At 73.0% G+C, this 21519-nt stretch carries 24 protein-coding genes; 12 read left to right on the top strand and 12 right to left on the bottom strand.

Going from position 1 to position 21519, the window contains the following annotated elements:
• Positions 1 to 47: 47 nt before the first annotated feature.
• Together C9F11_RS40550 and C9F11_RS40545 are read right to left on the bottom strand one after the other, a co-directional pair.
• On the bottom strand, positions 48 to 281 hold the full coding sequence (locus C9F11_RS40550) for a hypothetical protein (RefSeq protein ID WP_138965263.1): 234 nt from the start codon (positions 279 to 281) through the stop codon (positions 48 to 50).
• A 19-nt stretch (positions 282 to 300) separates the two neighbouring features.
• On the bottom strand, positions 301 to 987 hold the full coding sequence (locus tag C9F11_RS40545; protein WP_138967571.1) for a TNT domain-containing protein: 687 nt from the start codon (positions 985 to 987) through the stop codon (positions 301 to 303).
• Between the two features lie 416 nt (positions 988 to 1403).
• Here C9F11_RS40545 and C9F11_RS40540 point away from each other — a divergent pair, with 416 nt between their 5' ends.
• Both C9F11_RS40540 and C9F11_RS40535 read left to right on the top strand, forming a co-directional pair.
• A complete protein-coding gene (locus tag C9F11_RS40540) occupies positions 1404 to 2330 on the top strand; it encodes an NADP-dependent oxidoreductase (protein WP_138965261.1) in 927 nt (308 codons plus the stop codon).
• A 56-nt stretch (positions 2331 to 2386) separates the two neighbouring features.
• On the top strand, positions 2387 to 3322 hold the full coding sequence (locus C9F11_RS40535; RefSeq protein WP_138965259.1) for an AraC family transcriptional regulator: 936 nt from the start codon (positions 2387 to 2389) through the stop codon (positions 3320 to 3322).
• Here C9F11_RS40535 and C9F11_RS40530 read toward each other — a convergent pair.
• Complete coding sequence (locus C9F11_RS40530) at positions 3292 to 4563, bottom strand: DUF418 domain-containing protein (protein WP_138965257.1); 1272 nt, start codon at positions 4561 to 4563, stop codon at positions 3292 to 3294. The genes C9F11_RS40535 and C9F11_RS40530 overlap by 31 nt on opposite strands.
• A 190-nt stretch (positions 4564 to 4753) precedes the next feature.
• Here C9F11_RS40530 and C9F11_RS40525 point away from each other — a divergent pair, with 190 nt between their 5' ends.
• The 5 genes from C9F11_RS40525 to C9F11_RS49110 all read left to right on the top strand — a co-directional run bounded on the left by C9F11_RS40525 (position 4754) and on the right by C9F11_RS49110 (position 8706).
• Positions 4754 to 5410, top strand: coding sequence for a GNAT family N-acetyltransferase (locus C9F11_RS40525; protein WP_138965255.1), 657 nt, complete (start codon positions 4754 to 4756; stop codon positions 5408 to 5410).
• Positions 5407 to 6351 (top strand): PaaX family transcriptional regulator C-terminal domain-containing protein, encoded by a 945-nt coding sequence (locus C9F11_RS40520; RefSeq protein WP_138965253.1) that lies wholly within the window; start codon positions 5407 to 5409, stop codon positions 6349 to 6351. The genes C9F11_RS40525 and C9F11_RS40520 overlap by 4 nt, the downstream gene beginning before the upstream one ends.
• 159 nt (positions 6352 to 6510) lie before the next feature.
• Positions 6511 to 7653: a lactonase family protein gene (locus C9F11_RS40515; protein WP_138965251.1), complete on the top strand. Its 1143-nt coding sequence runs from the start codon at positions 6511 to 6513 to the stop codon at positions 7651 to 7653.
• A 94-nt stretch (positions 7654 to 7747) separates the two neighbouring features.
• Positions 7748 to 8251 carry a 2-dehydropantoate 2-reductase N-terminal domain-containing protein gene (locus tag C9F11_RS49115; RefSeq protein WP_249402088.1) on the top strand — a complete coding sequence of 168 codons (504 nt, stop codon included), beginning with the start codon at positions 7748 to 7750 and terminating at the stop codon, positions 8249 to 8251.
• Entirely contained in the window at positions 8182 to 8706 is a 525-nt protein-coding gene (locus C9F11_RS49110; RefSeq protein ID WP_346347467.1) for a ketopantoate reductase C-terminal domain-containing protein, read from the top strand. The genes C9F11_RS49115 and C9F11_RS49110 overlap by 70 nt, the downstream gene beginning before the upstream one ends.
• A gap of 80 nt (positions 8707 to 8786) precedes the next feature.
• Here C9F11_RS49110 and C9F11_RS40505 read toward each other — a convergent pair whose 3' ends face one another.
• The 5 genes from C9F11_RS40505 to C9F11_RS40485 all read right to left on the bottom strand — a co-directional run bounded on the left by C9F11_RS40505 (position 8787) and on the right by C9F11_RS40485 (position 12672).
• Positions 8787 to 9380 carry an isochorismatase family protein gene (locus C9F11_RS40505; protein WP_249402087.1) on the bottom strand — a complete coding sequence of 198 codons (594 nt, stop codon included), beginning with the start codon at positions 9378 to 9380 and terminating at the stop codon, positions 8787 to 8789.
• Positions 9381 to 9483: 103 nt separating this feature from the next.
• The gene (locus tag C9F11_RS40500) at positions 9484 to 10218 is read right to left on the bottom strand and encodes a DUF2470 domain-containing protein (RefSeq protein WP_138965247.1); all 735 of its coding nucleotides are present in this window, start codon (positions 10216 to 10218) and stop codon (positions 9484 to 9486) included.
• A 226-nt stretch (positions 10219 to 10444) separates the two neighbouring features.
• Positions 10445 to 10864, bottom strand: a complete 420-nt coding sequence (locus C9F11_RS40495; RefSeq protein WP_138965245.1) for a GNAT family N-acetyltransferase — start codon at positions 10862 to 10864, stop codon at positions 10445 to 10447.
• A 75-nt stretch (positions 10865 to 10939) separates the two neighbouring features.
• Entirely contained in the window at positions 10940 to 11587 is a 648-nt protein-coding gene (locus C9F11_RS40490) for an MBL fold metallo-hydrolase (protein WP_138965243.1), read from the bottom strand.
• Positions 11587 to 12672: an S-(hydroxymethyl)mycothiol dehydrogenase gene (locus C9F11_RS40485; protein ID WP_138965241.1), complete on the bottom strand. Its 1086-nt coding sequence runs from the start codon at positions 12670 to 12672 to the stop codon at positions 11587 to 11589. Before C9F11_RS40485 ends, C9F11_RS40490 begins: the two co-directional genes overlap by 1 nt.
• A 110-nt stretch (positions 12673 to 12782) precedes the next feature.
• Between C9F11_RS40485 and C9F11_RS40480 the strand changes: the two genes are divergently transcribed.
• Complete coding sequence (locus C9F11_RS40480) at positions 12783 to 13607, top strand: ABC transporter permease (RefSeq protein ID WP_138965239.1); 825 nt, start codon at positions 12783 to 12785, stop codon at positions 13605 to 13607.
• 56 nt (positions 13608 to 13663) lie between these two features.
• The gene (locus C9F11_RS40475; protein ID WP_138965237.1) at positions 13664 to 14155 is read left to right on the top strand and encodes a glutathione peroxidase; all 492 of its coding nucleotides are present in this window, start codon (positions 13664 to 13666) and stop codon (positions 14153 to 14155) included.
• A 77-nt stretch (positions 14156 to 14232) separates the two neighbouring features.
• Here C9F11_RS40475 and C9F11_RS40470 read toward each other — a convergent pair whose 3' ends face one another.
• The 3 genes from C9F11_RS40470 to C9F11_RS40460 form a co-directional block, all read right to left on the bottom strand.
• Positions 14233 to 14787 carry a DinB family protein gene (locus C9F11_RS40470; RefSeq protein ID WP_138965235.1) on the bottom strand — a complete coding sequence of 185 codons (555 nt, stop codon included), beginning with the start codon at positions 14785 to 14787 and terminating at the stop codon, positions 14233 to 14235.
• A 91-nt stretch (positions 14788 to 14878) separates the two neighbouring features.
• The gene (locus C9F11_RS40465) at positions 14879 to 16093 is read right to left on the bottom strand and encodes a lactonase family protein (RefSeq protein ID WP_138965233.1); all 1215 of its coding nucleotides are present in this window, start codon (positions 16091 to 16093) and stop codon (positions 14879 to 14881) included.
• A gap of 175 nt (positions 16094 to 16268) precedes the next feature.
• Positions 16269 to 17582, bottom strand: a complete 1314-nt coding sequence (locus tag C9F11_RS40460; protein ID WP_138965231.1) for an aspartate aminotransferase family protein — start codon at positions 17580 to 17582, stop codon at positions 16269 to 16271.
• Positions 17583 to 17804: 222 nt separating this feature from the next.
• Here C9F11_RS40460 and C9F11_RS40455 point away from each other — a divergent pair, with 222 nt between their 5' ends.
• Together C9F11_RS40455 and C9F11_RS40450 are read left to right on the top strand one after the other, a co-directional pair.
• Entirely contained in the window at positions 17805 to 18740 is a 936-nt protein-coding gene (locus C9F11_RS40455) for a LysR family transcriptional regulator (RefSeq protein WP_212767879.1), read from the top strand.
• Positions 18741 to 18765: 25 nt separating this feature from the next.
• Positions 18766 to 19632 carry an AraC family transcriptional regulator gene (locus C9F11_RS40450; protein WP_138965227.1) on the top strand — a complete coding sequence of 289 codons (867 nt, stop codon included), beginning with the start codon at positions 18766 to 18768 and terminating at the stop codon, positions 19630 to 19632.
• A gap of 49 nt (positions 19633 to 19681) precedes the next feature.
• On the opposite strand, the gene C9F11_RS40445 is transcribed toward C9F11_RS40450, so the two are convergent.
• Positions 19682 to 20362, bottom strand: a complete 681-nt coding sequence (locus C9F11_RS40445; protein WP_346347438.1) for a GNAT family N-acetyltransferase — start codon at positions 20360 to 20362, stop codon at positions 19682 to 19684.
• A gap of 248 nt (positions 20363 to 20610) precedes the next feature.
• Here C9F11_RS40445 and C9F11_RS40440 point away from each other — a divergent pair, with 248 nt between their 5' ends.
• The gene (locus C9F11_RS40440; RefSeq protein ID WP_138965225.1) at positions 20611 to 21510 is read left to right on the top strand and encodes a serine protease; all 900 of its coding nucleotides are present in this window, start codon (positions 20611 to 20613) and stop codon (positions 21508 to 21510) included.
• Positions 21511 to 21519 lie beyond the last annotated feature (9 nt).

Raw genomic sequence — 21519 nt, 5'->3', positions numbered from 1 at the left:
CGCATACGGCCGAGGCAGGCTGCCCCAGCGGCCGTGGCACCGCCCCCTCAGGCAAGGAGCCGCAGCATCCGTCGGCACGCCTCGGCCTCGGCAAGGCCCCGTGCCAGCGGATGCCACTCCCCTCTTTCGTACGTTCCGAGCTCCCACGCCCCCTGTCCGTCACCGCGCAGATACGCGAAGTCCGGGGGCGTGGGCGCCGGTTCGTGGACGCCCTCGATCCAGTAGTAGCCGTCGGCCACGCCCGCGGCGCGCAGCGCGGACCGCAGGGCGTGGACGTCCACTGTGCGTGCCTGGTCGCCGTCAGGCCCTGGCGGGCTTCAGGTAGCCGTGGTCGAGAAGCCACTTCACGTTCAGGCGCTGCCCGTCGCCCGGGTTGAGGAAGGCGGGGTCCAGCTTGATCTGCTCGCCGCCGCCGGGCTGCTCGAACCAGGGGGCTATGCCGCCCTGCCAGACGTCGAACGGCTTGGCCACCTTGTACACGCGATAGTCGCAGGCGTACGCGGTGTCGCGGGTGTTCAGGTTCTGCGGCGGCAGGGCGCGCTCCGCGTAGGAGTCGCCCGCGGGCGCGAGGAAGGAGCCGTACTCGGAGCCGAAGCGGTCCAGGCGTTCGCCCGCCTCCAGGGTCTCGCGGTGCTTGTCGACCTGGCCGTTGACCGTCTCGAAGCCGTCGTTCGGCGGGTACTTCCAGCTACCGGTGTCCGCCGGGCCCTCCCAGTACTTCTTCAGGAACGCGGACGGCGTGAGCTTTCCGGTGCGCTTCCAGCCCTTGAGGAGCGGGCCGACCGGCCGCTGCCCCTTCTTCGGCAGCCACTGGGGGCCGAGGCGCGCGTCCTCCTGGAAGGTGCCGGTGCACGGCTCGTGCGGCGCGCCGGCCGTCGTCGGCGGCTTCGGTGCCGGAGCCGCGGTCGCGGCGGGGGCCGCCGCCACGGCCGTCGCGAGCGTGGCCGTCACCCCCATCGCGGCCAGGGTCGTACGGATCCGGATCACACGGCTGTGGTCCACTCAGTGGCTCCTCGTCTGCGCTGATGGCTGTTCCCGCACCGCGGTGCGGGAACAAAGGTTCACCCGTACAGGCGACCTATCCGCAGCTCCGAGGGGTCGACTGACCGATATGGCATGCCTGGTGACGCCTATTCGGCCAGAACGCATCGGGGCCGGGCCCGGTCGGCGTACGAGCACGCGCCGACGAGCTGGGCCCGGCCGAGCCCGCTGAACGCGCCGCTTGGGTCCCTGCGCCCCGGGATGGCTCACCCTCCACCTGCGCAAGACGACAGGACATCTTTGAGAGCGCGCAGGATATTCAGCGGATCGTTCGATCTTCCTAGGGTTGAGCACATCAACACGCCGGGCAGGGCCGCGGATCGCCTCCGCGGGCCGCGCCCCCAGCAGGAGGAGAAACCGAGATGCGCGCTGTCGTCCAGAAGTCCTTCGGCGGTCCCGAGGTCCTGGAGACCGTGGAGACCGAACGCCCCGCTCCGCTCGGTGGTGAGGTGCTCGTGCGGGTGCACGCCAGCAGCGTGAACCCGGTCGACGTGGCGGTCCGGGCGGGCTTCTACCCGCTGCTCGGCGAGCCGCCGTACGGCGTGGGCTGGGACATCTCCGGCGTCGTCGAGGAGGCGGCCCCGGGCGCCCGGTTCAAGCCCGGTGACGAGGTGTTCGGCATGCCGTTCTTCCCGCGCGCGGCGACCGCGTACGCGGACTACGTCGCCGTGCCGTCGCGCCAGGTGGCCCGCAAGCCCGCCTCCCTCGACCACGTGCACGCGGCCTCGGTGCCGCTCGCCGGGCTCACCGCCTGGCAGGGCCTCGTCGACGCGGCGCGGCTGACCGAGGGCCAGCGCGTGCTGGTCCACCGTGCCGCGGGCGGCGTGGGGCACTTCGCCGTACAGATCGCGAAGGCGCGCGGGGCGCATGTGACCGCCCTGGCGAGCGCCCCCAAGCACGACTTCGTCCGCGGTCTGGGCGCCGACGAGGTCATCGACTACCGCACCACCGACTACACGGAGGTCGTCAAGGACCTCGACGTGGTCTTCGACTCCTCGTCCGACGGCGCGCGTTCGCTGTCGGTGCTGCGCCCCGGCGGGACCCTGGTGAGCATCATGGAGCACGGGAACCAGGAGCTGGCCGCGGCCGTCGAGAAGGCGGGCCGCCGTTTCGCGGGCGTCTCCGTGGAGCCGGACTACGCGTCCCTGGAGGCGATCGCCCAGCTCATCGATGCCGGGCGGATACGGCCGCACGTCTCCGCGACGTTCGACCTCACCGAGGCGGCGAAGGCCCACGAGCTGGTGGGGTCGGGCCGCACGCAGGGCAAGGTGGTGTTGACCGTGGCTTGATCAACGGGCCGTATCGTGGGCAGCCCGATCGTGGACGACGACGAAGGGGCGGGGCGTTGGACATCCTGACCGAGGCGCTGAGCTCGATGCGGACCGGGCATCCCACATCCGTGCGCACCGAGGGGCGCGCGCCCTGGGGGCTGCGCCTCCCCTCCGTGGCGGGTGCCGGGTTCCACGTGGTGCTGCACGGCACGTGCTGGCTGATCCCCGTGGGCGCGCCCCACTTGGCGCCGGTCGCCCTCAGCCCGGGCGACGTGGTCTTCCTGCGGGACGGCACCGCGCACGTCCTCGCCGACCACCCGTCGACGCCGGCGGAGGAGGAGCGGGCCGAGCAGTTCAGCCCGGGCTCGCCGATCGGCACGGTCTCGCTCGGCGGCGAAGGGCCGCGCACCAGCCTGCTGTGCGGCAACTACCACCTGGACCAGGGGCGGCCGCACCCCCTGGTGGGCCAGCTGCCCGAGGTCGTCCACCTGTCCACCGGGCACGGCCGCCACCCCGAGCTGAGCACCGCGGTCCAGCTCCTCGGCACCGAGCTGGAGCACCCGCGCATCGGCTCGGCCGGGATCGTCCCGGCCCTGATCGACTCGCTCCTGCTCTACATCCTGCGGGCCTGGCTGGAGGAGCAGCCGCCCTCGGCCGCCAAGGGCTGGGCCGCCGCGCTCAGTGACTCCGCGGTCGCCCCGGCCCTCACCGCGATCCACACGGACCCGGCCAACCAGTGGACCGTCGAGTCGCTGGCCGACCGGGCGGGCCTGTCCCGCGCGGCGTTCGCCCGCCGCTTCGCGACGCTGGTCGGCGAGCCGCCGATGGCGTACGTGACGCGCTGGCGGATGACGACCGCCGCCCAGCTCCTGCGGGAGTCCGAGGTCCCCCTCACCGCGGTCGCCGCCCGCACCGGCTACGGCTCGGAGTACGCCTTCGCCAAGGCCTTCAAGCGTGAGTACGGGCAGGCCCCCGGCGGCTACCGGCGCCGCTCGCGCGCCGCGGCGTGAGCGGCCCTCCGCCTCCGTGAGCGGCCCTCCGCCCAGGTGTCCTCGCGCCACCCGGGCCGGGCGAGGTTGGTCACCGCCCGCAGCAGCCATTCGACCGGCCCGTACGGATGGCCGCGCAGCCACCAGCGGCAGGCGACGGCCTGCACGGCGAACAGGGCGAGGGCCACGGCCGTGACACCCAGCGGGGACACGCGGCCGACGAGGGCGGCGCCGTAGCCGGTGAACAGCAGGGCACAGACGAGGGATTGCGTGAGGTAGTTCGTCAGGGTCATCCGGCCCGCGGGGGCCAGCACGGCGCTCACCGCCCGGCCTCGCGGGGACCGCACCACGCGCAGCACCGTCGCGGCGTAGGCGGCCGCCAGGAGCGGGGCGGTGATCACGTCGACGCCCAGGGCGAGCACCTGGTACGCGGTCCCGGGGTGCGCGAGGCTCGCGTGGGCGTACACCACCCCACCGGCCAGGCCGACCGGGAAGCCGACGGCCTGGAGCCGCCGCAGGAGGCGCTGGTGGCGGTCGAGGTCGGCCAGGGCCTGGCGCCGGCCCGCGGCCAGGCCAAGGAGGAAGGCCGCCAGGGCCGCGGGCGCCTGGAAGAAGGCGAGCAGGAACACCACGTCGGGCAGCTCGTCCAGGTGCGCGCCGACGACCGAGGCGGGGCCGGAGCGCAGCGCCGCCGTGGCCTCGTCGGCACCGGCGGCGGCCGCCGCCAGGTCGGGGCTCGGATGGGCCGCGTGGGCGACGAGCGCGAGCAGCGCGTACCCCACCGCCGTGAGCGCGAGCAGCGCGACGGCGACGCGCACGGCGGTGCGCGGCCGCATCCGGCGCAGGGACAGCAGGATCAGTCCGAGCACCGCGTACGTGGTGAGGATGTCGCCGGGGAACAGCAGCACCGCGTGCAGGACCCCGAGCACGAACAAGCCCGCCAGGCGCCGCAGGAAGCGCGGGGCGAAGCGGGCCCCGGCGCGCTCCGCCGAGGTGAGCTGCAAGGTGAAGCTGTAGCCGAAGAGGAACGAGAACAGCAGGAAGAACTTGGCCTCGAACAGCGCCGCGGTCACGGAGCGGACCGCCGTGTCGAGCGGCGCGCCGAAGGCGGGGTCCTCCACTCCGGAGCCGTGGTGGGCGGAGGCCAGGTAGTGGATGTTGACCAGCAGGATGCCCAGGAGCGCGAAGCCGCGCAGGGCGTCGACGTCGGTGAGGCGCGCCCGAGCGGTGACGGCCGGACGGCGAACGGTCGTCTCGGTCACGCCCCCTCCCCCTTCGGCCGCTTCCGCCCCTGTCGCTCCCCGGATGCCCCGCGTGGATGCCCGTGCATGCCCCACCCCCACTTAACTATCGCTTTGAAAACTCTCGTAGAGAGAATGAACGTAATACAATCGATCGCACAAGGGGGCTCTCCGGGCATGGAGCCCTTCCCGTGACAGGGGGGCGGTACCGATGAGCGTGACGAACCACGGACCCACCGCGGCGACGGGCGGGGAGATCGAGGTGCGGCGCGGCGTCCCCGCAGGCGCGGAGGAGCAGGTCGCCGCGCTCTACTGGGAGGCCTTCGGACGGAAGCTGGGGCCGGGCCTCGGCCCGCCCGACGCCGGACGGGCCTTCCTCGCCCGCCATCTCCACCGCGACCGGGGCGTCGTGGCGGTACGCGGGCACCGGGTGGTCGCGGTCGCCGGGTTCCAGCAGGACGGGCGCGCGCTGACCGGTGGGGGCGCGCGCGACGTCCTGTCCGCCTACGGTCCGCTCCGCGGTCTGCCGAGGCTCGCGGTGCTCGCCCTCTTCGAGCGGACACCCGCCGCCGGGGAGCTGGTCATGGACGGCATCGCCGTGGCCGCCGACCAACGCGGTCACGGCATCGGCAGTCTGCTGCTGCGGGAGGTCGCCGCCGTCGCGGCCGAGGCGGGCTGCCGCCGCGTCCGCCTGGACGTCATCGACGTCAACCCGCGGGCGCGCGCCCTCTACGAACGGCACGGCTTCACGGCGACCCGGACCCACCGCACGCCGTATCTGCGCCGCCTGATGGGCTTCGACGCGGTGACCACCATGCACCGCGCGGTCACGACCGCGGATTCGGCAGCAGCCCAGGAGGAACGATGAGCACCACCGCACGCGAGGGCACCGACGCAGCGCAGGCCGCGGCCGCACCGGTAGGCCGTCCGGAGATCCCGACGCGCCTGCTGGTCCACGCCCTCGTGCGCGAGGACGGCACCGTCGACGCGGGCGAGCTGTACACGGTCGCGAACGTCCTCGGCATGAGCGACCAGCAGGTCCGGCTGTGCCTCAAACGGCTCGTCGGCGAGGGCCGGTTCACACACGAGGGCCGGGGGCGCAAGGCGGTGCTGCGCGCCGTCGTCGACGTCACCGGCTCCCTCGCCCCGGACGCCGCGTACGTGCGGCACGCGTACCGCCAGGACCGGGGGCTCGCCCCCTGGGACGGCGTCTGGCACCTGTTCGCCTTCGCCGTGCCCGAGTCGAGCCGCGCCGCCCGCGACACGCTGCGGGACACCCTGCTGCACCTCGGCGCCGCCCCCGTCCAGGGCGGCCTGTACGCGTGCGCCAACGCCGTCGAGAGCTTGGTCGAGGCCCAGGCGCGCCACCTCGGCGTGCTGTCCTCGGTCACCTTCCTCACCAGCACGGATCTCCGCATCGGCGAGCTGGAAGCGCCTCGCGAGCTGGCCGCGGCCCTGTGGCCGCTGCCGGAGATCGCCGACCGCCACGACCGGCTCGCGGCCTACGCGGCGTCCTGCCTCGCGGAGTTGGACGGCTCCCCGGAGCCGACGGGTGTCGAGCGGCTCACCCTGGCCGTCACGCTCGCCGCCGCGTTCTCCACGGCCATGAAGCCGGACCCGCTGCTGCCTCCCGAGCTGCTGCCCGAGCCCTGGCCGGGCGCCCGGGCCAGGGCCCTCACCGCGCGCTGCTGGGAGCGCCTCCAGCACACGGCGCGGTCGACCGGGGATTCCCGGCGGCCCTCCCCGCGCCTGTTCCGGCTGTACGCGGATGCGTTGGCAAATGTGCAGGGGCCGGACGGCGAAAGCTGACGGCGCTGCTCAGAAGAGGGTGCCGGGCATCGATCACCGCCCCTCTTGCCCGTTGCACATGATGCAACTCATGTTTCGACTATTGCCTGTTCAACGGACCAGGGTCCAAGGTGGCTGCCACATCGCCACTACCGTCACTTCTGACACACGAGGTGCAGCATGGACAGACGCCGGTTCATCGCTACGACACTCGCCGCGGCCGCCGCCGGGGCCGTCACCACCACGTCCGCCGGAGCCGCGCCCCTCCCCAGCAGCGGGAGCGGCGGGCGCCCCCTCTTCCTCGGCACCTACACCTCCGAGCCGGGCGGCGGCTCCGGCATCGGCCTGGCCACGTACGACGACACGACGGGCCGCATCACCGGCGCCGGGACGCTCACCGGGGTCCTGGACCCGTCCTACCTGGTGGCGCACCCCTCGGGGCGGACGCTGTACTGCGTCAACGAGCGGGCGCCGGGAAGCGTGACCGCCGTCGCGCTCTCCCCCGACGGCGCCCACCGGGTGCTCGGCACCCGCGACACCGGGGGCGACGGCCCCTGCCACCTGTCCGTGCACCCGAGCGGCCGCTGGCTGCTCAGCGCCAACTACTCCTCCGGCAGCGTGGCCGTGCACCCCGTCGAGGACTCCGGCGCGCTCGGCGAGCGCACCGGCCTCGTCAAGCACACCGAGCCGCAGCCCGGCCCCGGGCAGCAGGGCCCGCACGCCCACCAGGTCGTGACGTCCCCGGACGGCCGCCACGTCCTGGCCGTCGACCTCGGGACCGACACCGTGTACACGTACCGCCTCGACACGGAAGCGGGCACGCTGCGCCCGGTCACCCGGGTCACGCTGCGGGCGGGCGCGGGACCCCGGCACCTCGCGTTCCACCCCTCGGGGCGCTTCGCGTACGTGGCCGACGAGCTCGACAACACGGTCGTGGTCTGCGCCTACGACCCCACGACCGGGCGTCTGACACCCGGTGAGCCGCAGTCCACGGGCACGCCGTCCGGCCTCACGAACTACCCGGCGCAGCCGCTCGTGACCCGCGACGGCTGCTTCGCGTACGTCGCCAACCGGGGGCACAACTCCCTGGCACGGTACGCCGTCGAGCAGGGCGGGGCCCGGCTCCGCCTCCTCGGCACGACACCCGCGGGCGGGGACTTCCCCCGGCACCTCGCCTTCTCCCCCACGCAGCGGCTGCTGTTCGTCAGCAACCAGCGCTCCGGCTCGGTGAGCGTCTTCCGCGTCGACGCGGGCACGGGGGAACTCACCCCCGCCGGCGAGCCGTTCACGGCACCCATGGCGGTGTGCGCGCTGCCCCTGTGAAGGGCACGCGCCCGGCCCGCGGCCCCGGCATAGGGTGGCCTGATCCGGGCCGTGGCCGCCCGGTGTGACGACCGGCGGTACAAGGGGGTTCTCCATGGCGGGGAAGGCAACGGCCGAGCAGGTTCGCGTCGCGGTGATCGGCACCGGCGGGATCGGCGGGTACTTCGGCGGGCGGCTCGCCGCCGCCGGGCACGACGTGCGCTTCGTGGCGCGGGGCGCCCATCTGGAGGCCCTGCGGCGCGACGGCCTGCGCGTGGACAGCACGGCCGGGGGCTTCGCCGTGGCGCCGGTGCGCGCGACCGACGACACCCGCGACATCGGCGAGGTCGACTACGTCCTGCTGTGCGTCAAGACCTGGCAACTACCCTCCGCCATCGCCGCGTTGAAGCCGCTCGTCGGCTCCGACACGGCCGTCGTGACGTTCCAGAACGGCGTGGAGGCCCCGAGCGGGTGGCCCAGGAGGTCGGCCGCGGCGCTGTCCTGCCGGGCACCGCGAAGATCATCGCGCACCTCGACGGGCCGGGGCGCGTGCGCCATGTGGGCGGGCCCGCGGCGCTGGCGTTCGCGGAGTGGGACAACAGCGCGTCCGAGCGTGTGACGCGCCTGGTGTCCGCGCTCACGGGCGCGTCCGTGGCCGCCGCCGTGCCGGACGACATCTGGGCGGAGCTGTGGGCCAAGTTCCTGTTCGTGGTGCCGTTCGGCGGGCTCGGCACGGTGACGGACGCGCCGTTCGGCGTGCTGCGCTCACGGCCCGGGACGCGGCGGCTGCTGGTCGAGGGCATGACCGAGATCCAGCGGCTGGCCGCGGCCCACGGCGTGCCGCTGCCGGAGGACATCGTGCTGAGGACGCTGGACTTCATCGACCAGCAGCCCGCCGAGGGCACCTCGTCGCTCCAGCGCGACATCCTGTCCGGCCGTCCGTCCGAACTGGACGCCTGGAACGGTTCGGTGGTCCGGCTCGGCGAGCGCACCGGGACGCCGACCCCGGTCAACCGCTATCTGTACGAGGTGGCCGGGGTCCTCGCGGCACGGGCGGGTTCGACCGGGAAGTGACGCGCGCCGCCCCGTCGCGGCGCCCGCTGTCCGCCCGCCCGTCGCACGGGCGGGCGGACAGCCCTTCGTACGGGCGCGTCTCAGGACGCGGTGAAGCTCACCTCGTCGGCGCTCGGCACGACCTCGACCTCGTCGCCGAGGGCCCACTCGGCGACGCGCGACACCGTCGCCGCCGGTACGGCGTCGCTGATGCCCTCGGCCGCCGGGATGTCGTACGTCCCGTGGGCGTCGTGCGGCATGACCACGCGGAAGTCCAGGTCGAGCGCGGTGCGTGCGGTGGCGCTGACACACATCTCCGACATGACGCCGCAGATGGCCAGCGAGGTGACGCCTTCCTCGCGCAGCAGTTCCTCCAGTTCGGTCTCCTCGAAGCCGTCGTCGTACTCCTTGCGGATCACGACCTCGCCGCGGTCGGCGTCCACGGGCAGATGGAGCCGCCAGCCGGGTGTGCCCGGCTCGTCGGTGGCGCCTTCCGGGCCGTCGTTCTGGAGCTGGACGACGAGGGCGTCGGCCGCACGGGCCTTGGCGATGAGCTGTTCGGTGCGCTGGAGCACACGCTCGACGTGAGGGATGGCGTCGTCGCCGGAGACGAAGGCGGACTGCATGTCGACGACGATCAGGGCCTGAACCGGTTCCACCGGATCGTTGGGCAAAGACTTACTCTGCGCGCTCATGGTGCCCATCATGCCTGGATCACTCCGGCGAACGGTAACCGACCCTGGCTCGGCGAGACCTCATCTCCCCCGCCGGGAACAGCGGTTCGGACGCCTACGGCCCTCAGGACTCCGTCGACCCCCAGGGCTCCGGCGGCGCCGGGCGCAGCGCGGGGCGGCGCAGCAGGCGCGCCTTCGTGAGCAGGGCGTGCATCCGCTCGGTGACCTGGCCCAGGTCCTCGACGGATGCGTGGAAGGGCAAGCGCACGTCGGCCTGGCTGCTGACGCGTTCGAGGCGCAGGGTGAGGCCGTAGCGGTCGACGGCCACCGGTTTGACGTTCACGACGCCGCTCAGGCTCTCCGCGGCGATGAGCCGGGTGAGCTGCTCGACGGCGTCGGGGTGGGAGTCCGCGAGATGGGTGAGCAGCCGGGACTCGGCGTGGGCCAGCGGGTCGGGGTCGGCGAGCGCGAACTCTTCGAGGTCGATGCCGGTGCGGCCGTGGGTGTCGTGCAGGACGACGGTGGTCGGTTCGAAGAGGAGCTCGTCGTGGGTGGCCGTGAGCGACCCCGAGAGCCACAGCCTGCTGCGCACCCGGTCCCGCACCGGCACCGGCGAGACGTCCGCGAACTCCACGAGGGTGGAAGGCGCGCCGCGCGGCGCGCAGATGAGGGCGGCCGCGAGAGCGCTGTCCTCCGGCGGATCGAGGCGTACGGCACCCCGCTCGGTGACGCTGTGGGCGCCGAGGAGTTCGTCCCTGCCGATCTCCGTGGTCACCGCGCAGGACCAGGCGGTGGCGAGCACGGAGCGGGCGCGCGCCGCTGCCGCGGGCATGGTCGTACTGATGTGTCGGACACCCATCCTCAACCTCCATTAGGTAAGCCTTGCCTAACTTATCGGAGATCGGGGAGCGCTGCCAGCACGCGTGACCTGCGGCGCGCCGCCCTCACGGGACCGACACGGGTTCCCGCGACGCCGGGTCCGACGCGCCGCGACCCGCCGGACCCGGCACCGCGCCGCGTCGGGTCCCGCCCCGCGTCCCGTCGGATCCACCGCCCTGCCCCGTCGGATCCGGCGCTACGTCCCGTCAGATCCAGCGCTGCATCCCGATGGAGACGGGCGCCGTGTCGCGGAAGCCGAACTTCTCGTACAGGAAGCGCGCGTCGCCGTCCGCGATGAGGGAGACGTACGCCCCCTCGGGTGCGCGGCGCTCCAGTTCGCCGACGAGCGCGGCCATGATCTGCTTGCCGAGACCCTGCCCCTGATGCGCGGGCAGGACGGCCATGTCGACGATCTGGAAGACGCACCCGCCGTCGCCGACGACGCGGCCCATGCCGACCGGCTCGCCCCCGGCGTACACGGTGACCGCGTGCCAGGTGTGGGGCAGTCCGGCCGACGCCTGCTCGACCGTCCGAGGGCTGAGCCCGGAGGCGGCGCGCAGATGGAGGTAGGTCTCGACGGAGGGCGTCTCGGCGCGCACGACGTAAGGGTCAGTATGTGTGTTCACCTGCTACAGGCTAGCAGTGCGGAAAAGCCACCTGCGGGGATGTCCGCAGGTGGCTTGCGCGAGGCGTCCGGGCGCTCAGTGGCCGCGCGCGATCCACTCCTCCACGTGACCGGACTCCGCGCCGATCGTCGTGGTGTCGCCGTGGCCGGTGCGCACCACCGTCTCCGGGGGCAGCGTCAGCAGCCGCTCACGGATCGACTCGACGATCGTCGGGAAGTCACTGAAGGACCGGCCGGTGGCGCCCGGACCGCCCGCGAACAGCGTGTCGCCCGTGAACACCGTGCCCAGTCCCGGCGCGTAGAGGCTCACGGCGCCCCGGCAGTGGCCGGGGGTGTGCAGGACCGTCAGGGTCGTTCCCGCGACGTCCAGTTCCTGGCGGTCGGCCAGCTCGCCGTCCGGTGCCCGGTCCGGGTGGGTCAGCTTCCACAGCTCCAGGTCGTCCGGGTGCAGCAGGACGGGCGCGCCGGTGCGCTCGGCGAGCGCGGGAGCGGCGTCGACGTGGTCGTCGTGGGCGTGGGTGCACACGATGGCGACGACGCGCCGGTCGCCCACGGCGCCGGCGATGGCGTCGGCGTCGTGCGCGGCGTCGATGACCAGGACCTCGCGGTCGTCACCGACGATCCAGACGTTGTTGTCCACGTCCCACGTGCCGCCGTCGAGGGAGAACGTGCCGGAGGTGACGAGGTGTTCGACGCGGACGGGGCCCGCGGTGGCGGGGGCCATCAGAAGACCACCACCGAACGCAGCACGTCCCCGTGGTGCATCCGCTCGAAGGCCTTCTCCACCTCGTCGAGCGCGATCGTCTCGGTCACGAACGCGTCGAGGTCGAGCCGCCCCTGCCGGTAGAGGTCGATGAGCATGGGGAAGTCCCGCGAGGGCAGGCAGTCGCCGTACCAGCTCGACTTGAGGGCGCCGCCGCGCCCGAAGACGTCGAGCAGCGGCAGGTCGATGCGCATGTCCGGGGTCGGCACGCCCACCAGGACGACCGTGCCCGCGAGGTCACGGGCGTAGAAGGCCTGCTCGTACGTCTCCGGGCGGCCGACGGCGTCGATGACGACGTCGGCGCCGAAGCCGCCGGTCAGCTCCCGGACCGCTTCGACCGGGTCGGCCGAGCGGGAGTTGACCGTGTCGGTCGCACCGAGGCCGCGGGCGGTCTCCAGCTTCCTGTCGTCGATGTCCACCGCGATGATCCTCGCGGCTCCGGCGAGCCGGGCCCCGACGACCGCCGCGTTGCCGACGCCGCCGCAGCCGATGACGGCCACCGAGTCGCCACGGGTCACCCCGCCGGTGTTGATGGCCGCGCCGAGCCCGGCCATCACGCCGCAGCCGAGCAGGCCCGCGGCGGCCGGGGACGCGGCCGGGTCGACCTTGGTGCACTGCCCGGCCGCGACGAGGGTCTTCTCCGCGAACGCGCCGATGCCGAGCGCGGGCGAGAGCTCGGTGCCGTCGGCGAGGGTCATCTTCTGCCGCGCGTTGTGCGTGTTGAAGCAGTACTGGGAGCGGCCCCGCCGACAGGCGCGGCACTGGCCGCACACGGCGCGCCAGTTGAGGATCACGAAGTCGCCCGGCGCGACCTCGGTGACGCCCTCGCCCACCGACTCCACGACGCCCGCCGCCTCGTGGCCGAGCAGGAACGGGAAGTCGTCGTTGATGCCGCCTTCGCGATAGTGCAGGTCGGTGTGGCAGACCCCGCACGCCTGGACCTTCACCACGGCTTCCCCAGGCCCCGGATCCGGCACGGTGATCGTCTCGATCCGTACCGGCTCGCCCTTCGCGCGTGCGATCACGCCCCGCACTTGCTGCGCCATGACTGGTCGCCCTTCTGTCGCTGCGTACGTCCGTCCGGCGCATTCGGCCCACCCTGGGGCGAACGCGTCGGTAGGAAGGAGCCTACGGCCCCCGCGCCTAGGGTGGGTCCGTGCGTGTACTCGCTGCTCAGACGCTGCTGCCCGCCAATGTGACCCTCGGTGCCGTCCTGCTGGTCCTGCTCCTGGCGGCGGCCGCGGTGGCGGCGGTGTTCCGGCTCTCACCGGACGGGGCGCGCGGCCGGGCCCGTGAGATCGCGGTGGCCGGTGCGCGGGCGACGGCCCAACTGGCCGCGGTCTCCTTGCTCATCGGCTGGGTGGTCCACCACACGGCGGCCCTGTTCGCGTTTCTGCTGCTCATGCTCGCCGTGGCCACGCGCACGGCGGGGCGCCGCATCACCCCGAACGGCACCTGGTGGCGGGCGGCCGTGCCGCTGGCGACGCCCGTCGTACCGGTCGTCTGCGTGCTCACGCTGACCGGGCTCGTCCCGGTGCGGGGCATCGCCATGATCCCCGTCACGGGCATCCTCATCGGCGGCGCGCTCACGGCCACGGTGCTCGCCGGGCGCCGCGCCCTGGACGAACTTCACACCCGCTTCGGCGAGTTCGAGGCGGGTCTCGCCCTCGGTCTGCTCCCGCACGACGCCCGTCTGGAGGTCTGCCGTCCGGCAGCGTCCGACGCCCTGCTGCCCGGGCTCGACCAGACCCGCACGGTCGGCCTGGTCACGCTTCCCGGCGCGTTCGTCGGCATGCTGCTCGGCGGCGCCTCACCCGTGCAGGCGGGCGCGGTGCAGCTGTTCGTCCTCATCGCCCTCATGGCGGTGCAGGCCATCGCCACGGCCGTCACCGTCGAGCTGGTCGCCCGCGGCAGGCTGCACCGCGACGAGCTGCCGCGGGAGGCCCGCCCCGGCACGGCGCCCGGCACGGCCGGACCTTAGGCTCGGGATGGACACCACGCGGTGCCCCGTCAGTACCGGGGCGTAGGCTCCGCAGCATGTCTGTCTACGACGCAGTAGAGATCGAGAGCCTCCAGGGCGGTCCCGCGGACCTGTCCCAGTACCTGGGCAAGGCCGTCCTCATCGTCAACGTCGCCTCCAAGTGCGGCCTCACCCCGCAGTACGCGGGCCTGGAGCGGCTGCACGAGCAGTACGCGGGCCGTGGCTTCACCGTGCTCGGGGTGCCGTGCAACCAGTTCATGGGCCAGGAGCCTGGCACGTCCGAGGAGATCGCCGAGTTCTGCTCGGCGACGTACGGCGTGACGTTCCCCCTGACGGAGAAGGTCGACGTCAACGGCGCGGAGCGGCACCCGCTGTACCAGCACCTGGTCACGGCGGCGGACGCCGAGGGCCACACCGGGGACATCCGCTGGAACTTCGAGAAGTTCCTGATCGGCCCCGACGGCACGGTCGCCGCGCGGTTCGCCCCGCAGACCGAGCCCGACGCGGCCGAGGTCGTGGCCGCCGTCGAGGCGGCCCTGCCCGCCTGACGGCCCCGCCCCGCCGTAGGCTCCGGTGAGCGCCCACCGGAGCCTACGGCCGCGCTCCCGCTACCCGAGTCCCCTGGTCACTGGCCGACCCGTCCGTCCACGCACTCGCGCAGCAGGTCGGCGTGTCCGCAGTGGCGGGCGTACTCCTCCACGCGGTGCACCAGCAGCTCCCGTATCGAGACGTTGTCCTTCCCCACCCGCTCGCCCAGGTCCTCGTACGCGGCCAGCGCGGCGTCGGTCTCCGCCTGCTCGCGCTCCAGGTCGGCGTACGAGGCGTCGACCACGGCCTGGTCGGCGACCGCGCCGTCGAAGTCCCCGTCCCGCACGCCGTACAGCTTCGGCGGCGGACCGCCCGCGCCGAGCCAGCCGCGCCAGTCCCGCTCCACCTCGGCGAGGTGGCGCACCAGGCCGAGCAGCGACATCGTCGACGGCGGCACCGACCGGCGGGCCAGCTGCTCCGCGTCCAGGCCCTCGCACTTCATCCGCAGGGTGTGGCGGTAGTTCGTGAGGAAGTCCCGCAGCGTCGCGAGTTCGCCGTCCGGCGTGGCTCCGTCGCGGGGGTCGTCGCCCGGGTCCGCCCACATGTCGGGGTGGACGGTCGCCTGGCTCCAGCGCGTGGGTTGATCGTTCATGTGCTCCATGATCGGCCGCGGCGGACCGAGGCCGCCAGTGGGTTGTGGCCGGGACCGCTCCCCTTCCGCCCAGGAGCCGCTCAGCAGCCGCTCAGATCGGCAGCACGCAGCCCAGCGACGACGTGGCGAAGGGCCGGCCGGAGGGAGTGAGGGCGCCGGAGTCCCGGTCCACGGTGAAGGCCGCGACCGTGTTGCCGTACTGGTTGGCCGTGAAGAGCAGCGCGCCCGACGGCGAGAGGCTGAGGTGCCGGGGCCAGGAACCGCCGCTCGGGACCGTGTCGAGCAGGCGCAGTTCGGCTCCGCCGCCGGTGACGGAGAAGCGGGCGACGCTCTCGTGCCCCCGGTTGGACAGGTAGACGAAGCGGCCGTCGGCCGAGACCGTCACTTCGGCCGGGTAGTTGCGCACGGCCCGCCCGGCCCCGGCGGGGACGGTGGGCCGGCTCTGGCCGCGCGTCAGCACGCCGGTCGCGGTGTTGTAGGCGTAGACGCTGATGGTGCTGTTCAGCTCGTTCGCCACATAGGCGTACGGGGCCGTCGGGTGGAAGACCATGTGCCGGGGCCCGGCGCCCGGCACCGAGCGGGCCTCGGACACCGGGCGCAGCGCACCGCTGACGGCGTCGAGCCGGTACGTGTACACCTTGTCGGTGCCCAGGTCGACGGCGAAGACGTAGGAGCCCTTGGGGTCGGTGAGGATCTGGTGCGCGTGCGGGCCCTCCTGCCGCGAGGGGTCGGGCCCGGAGCCGGTGTGCTGGACGAAGCCCGTGCGCGCGCCCACGCCGCCGTCGCCGGTGAGGGTGTGCGCGGCGACGCTGCCGCCCCCGTAGTTGGCGCTGAGCAGATGGCGCCCGGCGGGGTGCGCGGACAGGTGCGTGACGTTGGCGCCGCCCGTGGACTGCGCCGGGCCGAGCGGGGTCAGCGCGCCCCCGGCACCGATGGCGAAGGCCCGCACCGCGCCCTGGCGCCCGGCGTTGTCCAGCGCGTACAGCACCTTGCCGCCGGGGGCCACGGCGAGGAAGGACGGGTCGGTCACCGCCGTGAAGGCGCTCTGCCGGGTCAGTGCGCCGGTCGTGGTGTCGTAGGTGCAGGTGATGATGCCGTTGCCGTACGTGCCGAGAAACACCGGCCGCAGGTCGGTGCCGCCGCGTCCCGCGCGCACGGGCTCCGGCGAGGCGTGCGCGGCGGACGCGGGGGCGCCGAGGGCGGCGGCGCCGAGGACGCCGACGAACGCGCGGCGACCGAGGCCTGAGCGAGTGTCAGGGCCGGGGGTGCCGGTGCGCTCGGGGTGTTGCGAGGTGTGGGGGGACATGGCGGCCACCTTTCGACGACACAGCGGTATGGCATGTATTCGTCAAGCGTGGCGAGGTGGCACCCTTCAGGTCCAGACCAATTGGCGCCATCGGGCCGCGCGGTGCCCCGGCCCGGGTGTCCCCTCAGAGCCCCGCGCGGATGTCCCTTCAGAGACCGGCGCGGGTGCACCCCCCTCAGAGACCGGCGCGGGCCTCGCTGATCGCCTGGTCGAGGATCGTCAGGCCGAGGGACAGCTCGTCCTCGGTGGCGGTCAGCGGCGGCGCCATCCGCAGGACGCCGCCCATGCCCGGCAGCTGGACGATGTTCATGTGCAGGCCCAGTTCGAGGCAGCGCCGGGTGACGCGTGCGCCCAGCTCGCTCGAGCTCCGCCCGCCCTGCGGGTCGGCGGCGAATTCGAGCCCGGCCAGCAGGCCACGGCCCCGGATGTCACCGACCGCCTCGTGCCGTTCCGCGATCTCCGTGAGGCCCTGGCGGAGGAAGGCGCCGAGGGTCCGCGCGCGCTCGTCGAGCCGGTCGCGGACCAGGACGTCCAGGACGGTGTTGCCGACCGCGGCCACCAGCGGGTCGGCCACGTGCGTGGTGAAGAACAGGTACCCGCGCTCGTGCGCCTCCTGCTCGATCTCGGCGCTGGTGACCACGGCCGCGAGGGGCAGGCCCGCGCCGAGCGTCTTGGACAGCGTGAGGATGTCGGGCACGACGCCGTCGCGCTCGAAGGCGTACCAGGTCCCGGTGCGGCACAGGCCGGTCTGGGCCTCGTCGAGGATCAGCAGCATGCCGCGTTCCCGGCACTTGTCCCGCAGGGCCGCGAAGTACCCGGGCGGCGGCTCGATGATGCCGCCCGAGCTGAGGATCGGCTCGACGAGGCACGCGGCGAGGCTGCCGGTCGACTGGGCGTCGATCAGCTCGAAGGCGAAGTCCAGCTGGCGGCGCCAGTCGAGGGTGCCGTCGGGCGTGGTGAAGTCGGGCCGGTAGGCGTTCGGCACGGGGATGGCGAAGTTGCCGGGGGCGCCGGGGCCGTAGCCCTTGCGGCCCGCGCTGTACGTGGCGGACGCCGCGGCCTGCGTCATGCCGTGCCAGGACCGCGCGAAGGAGACGACCTCGTGCTTGCCGGTGACGAGCTTGGCCATCCGCACGGCCGCCTCGTTCGACTCGGCGCCGGTCGTCAGGAGCAGCGCCTTCTCCAGCGGTGCGGGCAAGGTCCCGGCGAGGCGTCGGGCGAGGTCGACGACCGGGCGGCTGAGCATGCCGCTGAAGAGGTGGTCGAGCGTCGCGATCCCGTGCTGGACGGTCGCGACGATCTCCGGGTGCGCGTGGCCGAGGATCGCGCTCATCTGGCCGGAGGTGAAGTCGAGGATCTTCCGGCCGTCCGCGGTGTACACGAAGCTGCCCGCGGCGCGTTCGATGATCTCGCGTGTGAACGCGCCGCCGTACCGGACGAGATGCCGCTCGGCGTCGGCCCAGAAGGCCTCCGTGGACGACGGTGACATCGACGGTGACGTCAGGGACGACGGTGACGGCGCGGACGGCACGGACGGCACGGACGCGAACGACGCGCAGGACAGCCCGGGGGCGGCGGTCGCCTGAGCGCCCGGGGACGGAGGGGTGGACGAAGGAGCCATGCCGCCGACGTTAGGCGGCGCCCGAGCGACGCGTCCATCTCACAATTCCGGCTTTCCTGTTCGGAAGAACCGCACAATAATCGTGAGGTGATGAATCCCTGGAGGCTGCGCCTGCTGACCCAGCTCGACACCCTCGGCACCGTCCGGGCGGTCGCCCAGGCCGCCAGTCTGAGCCCGTCGAGCGTGTCCCAGCAGCTCGCCGTGCTCGAATCCGAGACCCGCACCCAGCTGATCGAGCGGACGGGGCGCCGGGTGCGCCTGACCTCGGCCGGTCTGATCCTGGCGCGGCGGGCCCGGGCGATCCTCGACCACATGGACAGCGTCGAGGCCGAGCTGCGCGGCTTCGGCGAGGAACCGGCCGGGCTCGTGCGCCTGGGGGCGTTCCAGAGCGCGGTCCACACCATGGCCGTACCGGCGGTGACCCGGCTCGCGCGGGAGCATCCGCACCTCGACGTCGAGGTGCTCCAGCTGGAGCCGCACGAGAGCATGCCCGCGCTGCGGGGCGGTGACGCGGACCTCATCATCACGACCACGGACTTCGACGAGCTGCCGCTGGGGCCCGACCTCGACCTCGTGCCGCTGGCCACGGACTCGATCCTGCTCGTGGTGCCCTCCGGGCATCCGGCGGCCGGGCGCGGCGCCGTGGACCTCGCGTCCCTCGTGGACGAGCCGTGGGCCTTCGACATGCCGCAGTCGTACATGGCGAACCTCGCGCTGCGCCTGTGCCGGCAGGCGCGGTTCGAGCCGCGGGTGGTGTGCCGGTTCAGCAACTACATGCTGGCCCTCCAGCACGTCGAGGCGGGTCTGTCGATCGCGCTGCTCCCCGGCCTGGCGGTGGACCGCCGCTACGGCGTCGCCACCAGCGAACTGGCGACCCCCGTGACGCGCACCATCACGGCGGCGGTCCGGCACGGCGCACCGCCGCGCGCCGCGGTGCGGGCCGTGCTGGACGCCCTGCGCGCGCCGGACCCGACCGCACCGGGCACAGAATGTCGGGTCGGGCAGGGTGACTCCTCCCTAACGTGAGGAAGCGAAAGGGAAGGGGATCCGGGTGCTGGAGCGGCTCAACGAGGCCATGGAACACATCGAGGCTCATCTCGGCGAGCCGATCGAGGTGAGCGAGCTCGCGCGCATCGCCATGACGTCGGAGTACCACTTCCGGCGGCTGTTCTCGGCGCTGGCGGGAGTCCCGTTGTCGGAGTACATCCGCCTGCGGCGGCTGTCCACGGCGGGCGCCGAGGTGCTCGCCGGTGAGCGCGGCCTCCTCGACATCGCGGTGCGCTACGGCTACGGCTCGGGCGAGGCCTTCGCGCGTGCCTTCCGCGCCGTCCACGGGGTGGGGCCGAGCGAGGCCCGCCGCACCGGTGCGGCGCTGCGCTCCCAGCCCCGGATGTCCTTCCGCCTCATCATCGAAGGGAGCAGCAGCATGCGATACCGGATCGTGGACAAGGACGAGTTCCGCGTGGTGGGCAAGAAGGCCCGCGTCCCGCTCGTCCACGAAGGGGCCAACCCCGCGATCGCCGAGTTCATCCGCGGCATCGACGCCGAGACCCTGCGGCGCGTCACCGCGCTGTCGGACCAGGAGCCGACGGGGATCGTCGGGGTCAGCGACCAGCTCGACCCCAGCCGTGCCGAGGGGACCGAACTCGACTACTACCACGGCGTGGTGACGGGCGCCGAGGCACCGGAGGACATGGACGTCCTCACCGTTCCCCCGGGCGCGTGGGCCGTCTTCGAGAACTCCGGCCCGTTCCCGCAGGCGCTCCAGCACCTGTGGCGGGACGTGTTCACGCAGTGGTTCCCGTCGAACCCGTACCGGAGCAGGCCGGGCCCCGAGATCCTCCAGGTGGAGGTCTCGGCGGACCAGGCGCGGGCGGACGCGAAGCTGTGGATTCCCGTGGAGCGGGCCGCCGTCTGAGCGGACCCTCGTGAGGGCGCGCCCGGGCCCGGGCGCGCCCTCACGAGCATCACGGCCGGTAGATGCACGCCGCCAACGGAGCGCTGAGCTTCCAGCCCAGCACCTCGTACAGGGCGCGGCCGTCGTCGGTCGCGCCCAGGACGCCGAGGCCCGCGCCGCGTGCGAGCGCCTCGTCGGCGAGGACGCGCATCACGTGACTGCCCAGGCCCCGACGGCGATGCGCCTCCTCCGTGACGACGCGGTCCACGACGGCGGCCTCACCGAGGACGGCCATCTGCCCCCGGGCGGCGAGAGCGCCCGCCCGGTCGTGCAGGCACACGAAGGTGACACCGTCGCGCGTCCGCACCGACACGCGGTAGCCGTCCGGCACGGCTGGGGCCGTGGCCCGCAGGCCTACAGACATCAAGTGGCCGGACTCCTCCTTGTCGACCACCCAGCCTTCGGGCAGCCAGGGTTCGACGTCCTCCGCCTCCCCGGGCACCTTGAGCCAGGTGTCCGGCACGCTCACGGACGCCGCCGCCGCGCGCACGACGGGTTCGGTGGCGTACGACAGCACATGACGCCCCACCTGACCGGCGACGCCCACGTCGAGGTAGAGCCCCCAGGGCCGCTCCACCGGCGGCGGCGTGCTCCGCGACACCGTCCAGCCCACCGCCCAGGTCCTGACAAGTTCCGGAACCACACTGTCCTCCCGAAGTCGTCGCTCCTCGGCCTCACGTGTGCTTCCCACGCGAAGCTCGTACGTTAAATCGTACGCCTGAGCATAATATCGTTCACTACAGGAGCGCTGAAGTCCTTTACGGCATCAGCTGGTTCGGAAGCGGGCGGGCCCGGCCGGGCGCCCATGGGCCCACAACCCACGGCGTCTTCCCTGCACTTGACCGTACGCGGTCTTGTCCTGGCGGCAGGATCCCTCAAGGATGCGCATGACAAAACCGAAGCACCTTCGGTCACACAGCCATCAGAGGGGACCCCCACATGAACAAGCCTCTCGTCGGTGCCGTCTTCACCGCGCTGCTCCTCGGCGCGACGGCACTGCCCGCGGCCGCCGTCAGCAACGAGGCGCCGACGGCCGACAAGCAGGTGGTACGGACGCAGCCCGCCGCCAAGACCAAGGTCAACACCAAGGCCGTGACCTTCGCGGGCACCGTGGCACTCAGCAACTGCTCCGGCTCCGTCGTCCGCGTGCCCAGCTCGCAGCCCACCGACCCCGCGCTCGTCCTGTCCAACGGCCACTGCCTGGAGACCGGCTTCCCCGGCCCCGGCCAGGTCATCGTCAACCGCGCGTCCAGCCGCAGCTTCACGCTCCTCAATGCGAGCGGCGGCAACGCGGGCACCGTACGTGCGAGCAAAATCGCATACGGCACGATGACCGACACAGACGTCTCGCTGTACGAACTCACCAGCACCTACCGCGACATAGAGACCCGCTACGGCATCAAAGCCCTCGACATCGACGCGGCGCACCCGCAGGCCGGTCGTGCCATCACCGTCGCGTCCGGCTACTGGAAGCGGATGTACAAGTGCAACGTCGACGGCTTCGCCTACCGCCTCAAGGAGGGGCGCTGGACCTGGAAGGACTCGCTCCGCTACACCCAGCCCTGCCAGGTCATCGGCGGCACCTCCGGCTCACCGGTGATCGACGACCAGACCGGCAAGGTCGTGGCCGTCAACAACACCATCAATGAGAGCGGCCAGCGCTGCACCGACAACAACCCCTGTGAGGTCGACCAGAACGGCAACGTCACCGTCCGCCCCAACATCGGGTACGCCCAGCAGACCTACATCGTCGTCCCCTGCGTCGGCGCCGGCAACAAGATCGACCTGAACCGGCCGGGCTGCACCCTGCCCAAGCCCGCGGCGGCCGCACGCCGCTAGGTGAGTCCC

It is taken from the genome of Streptomyces sp. YIM 121038 (assembly GCF_006088715.1).
Lineage (GTDB): Bacteria > Actinomycetota > Actinomycetes > Streptomycetales > Streptomycetaceae > Streptomyces.
This window is presented reverse-complemented; position numbering and strand designations above follow the sequence as displayed.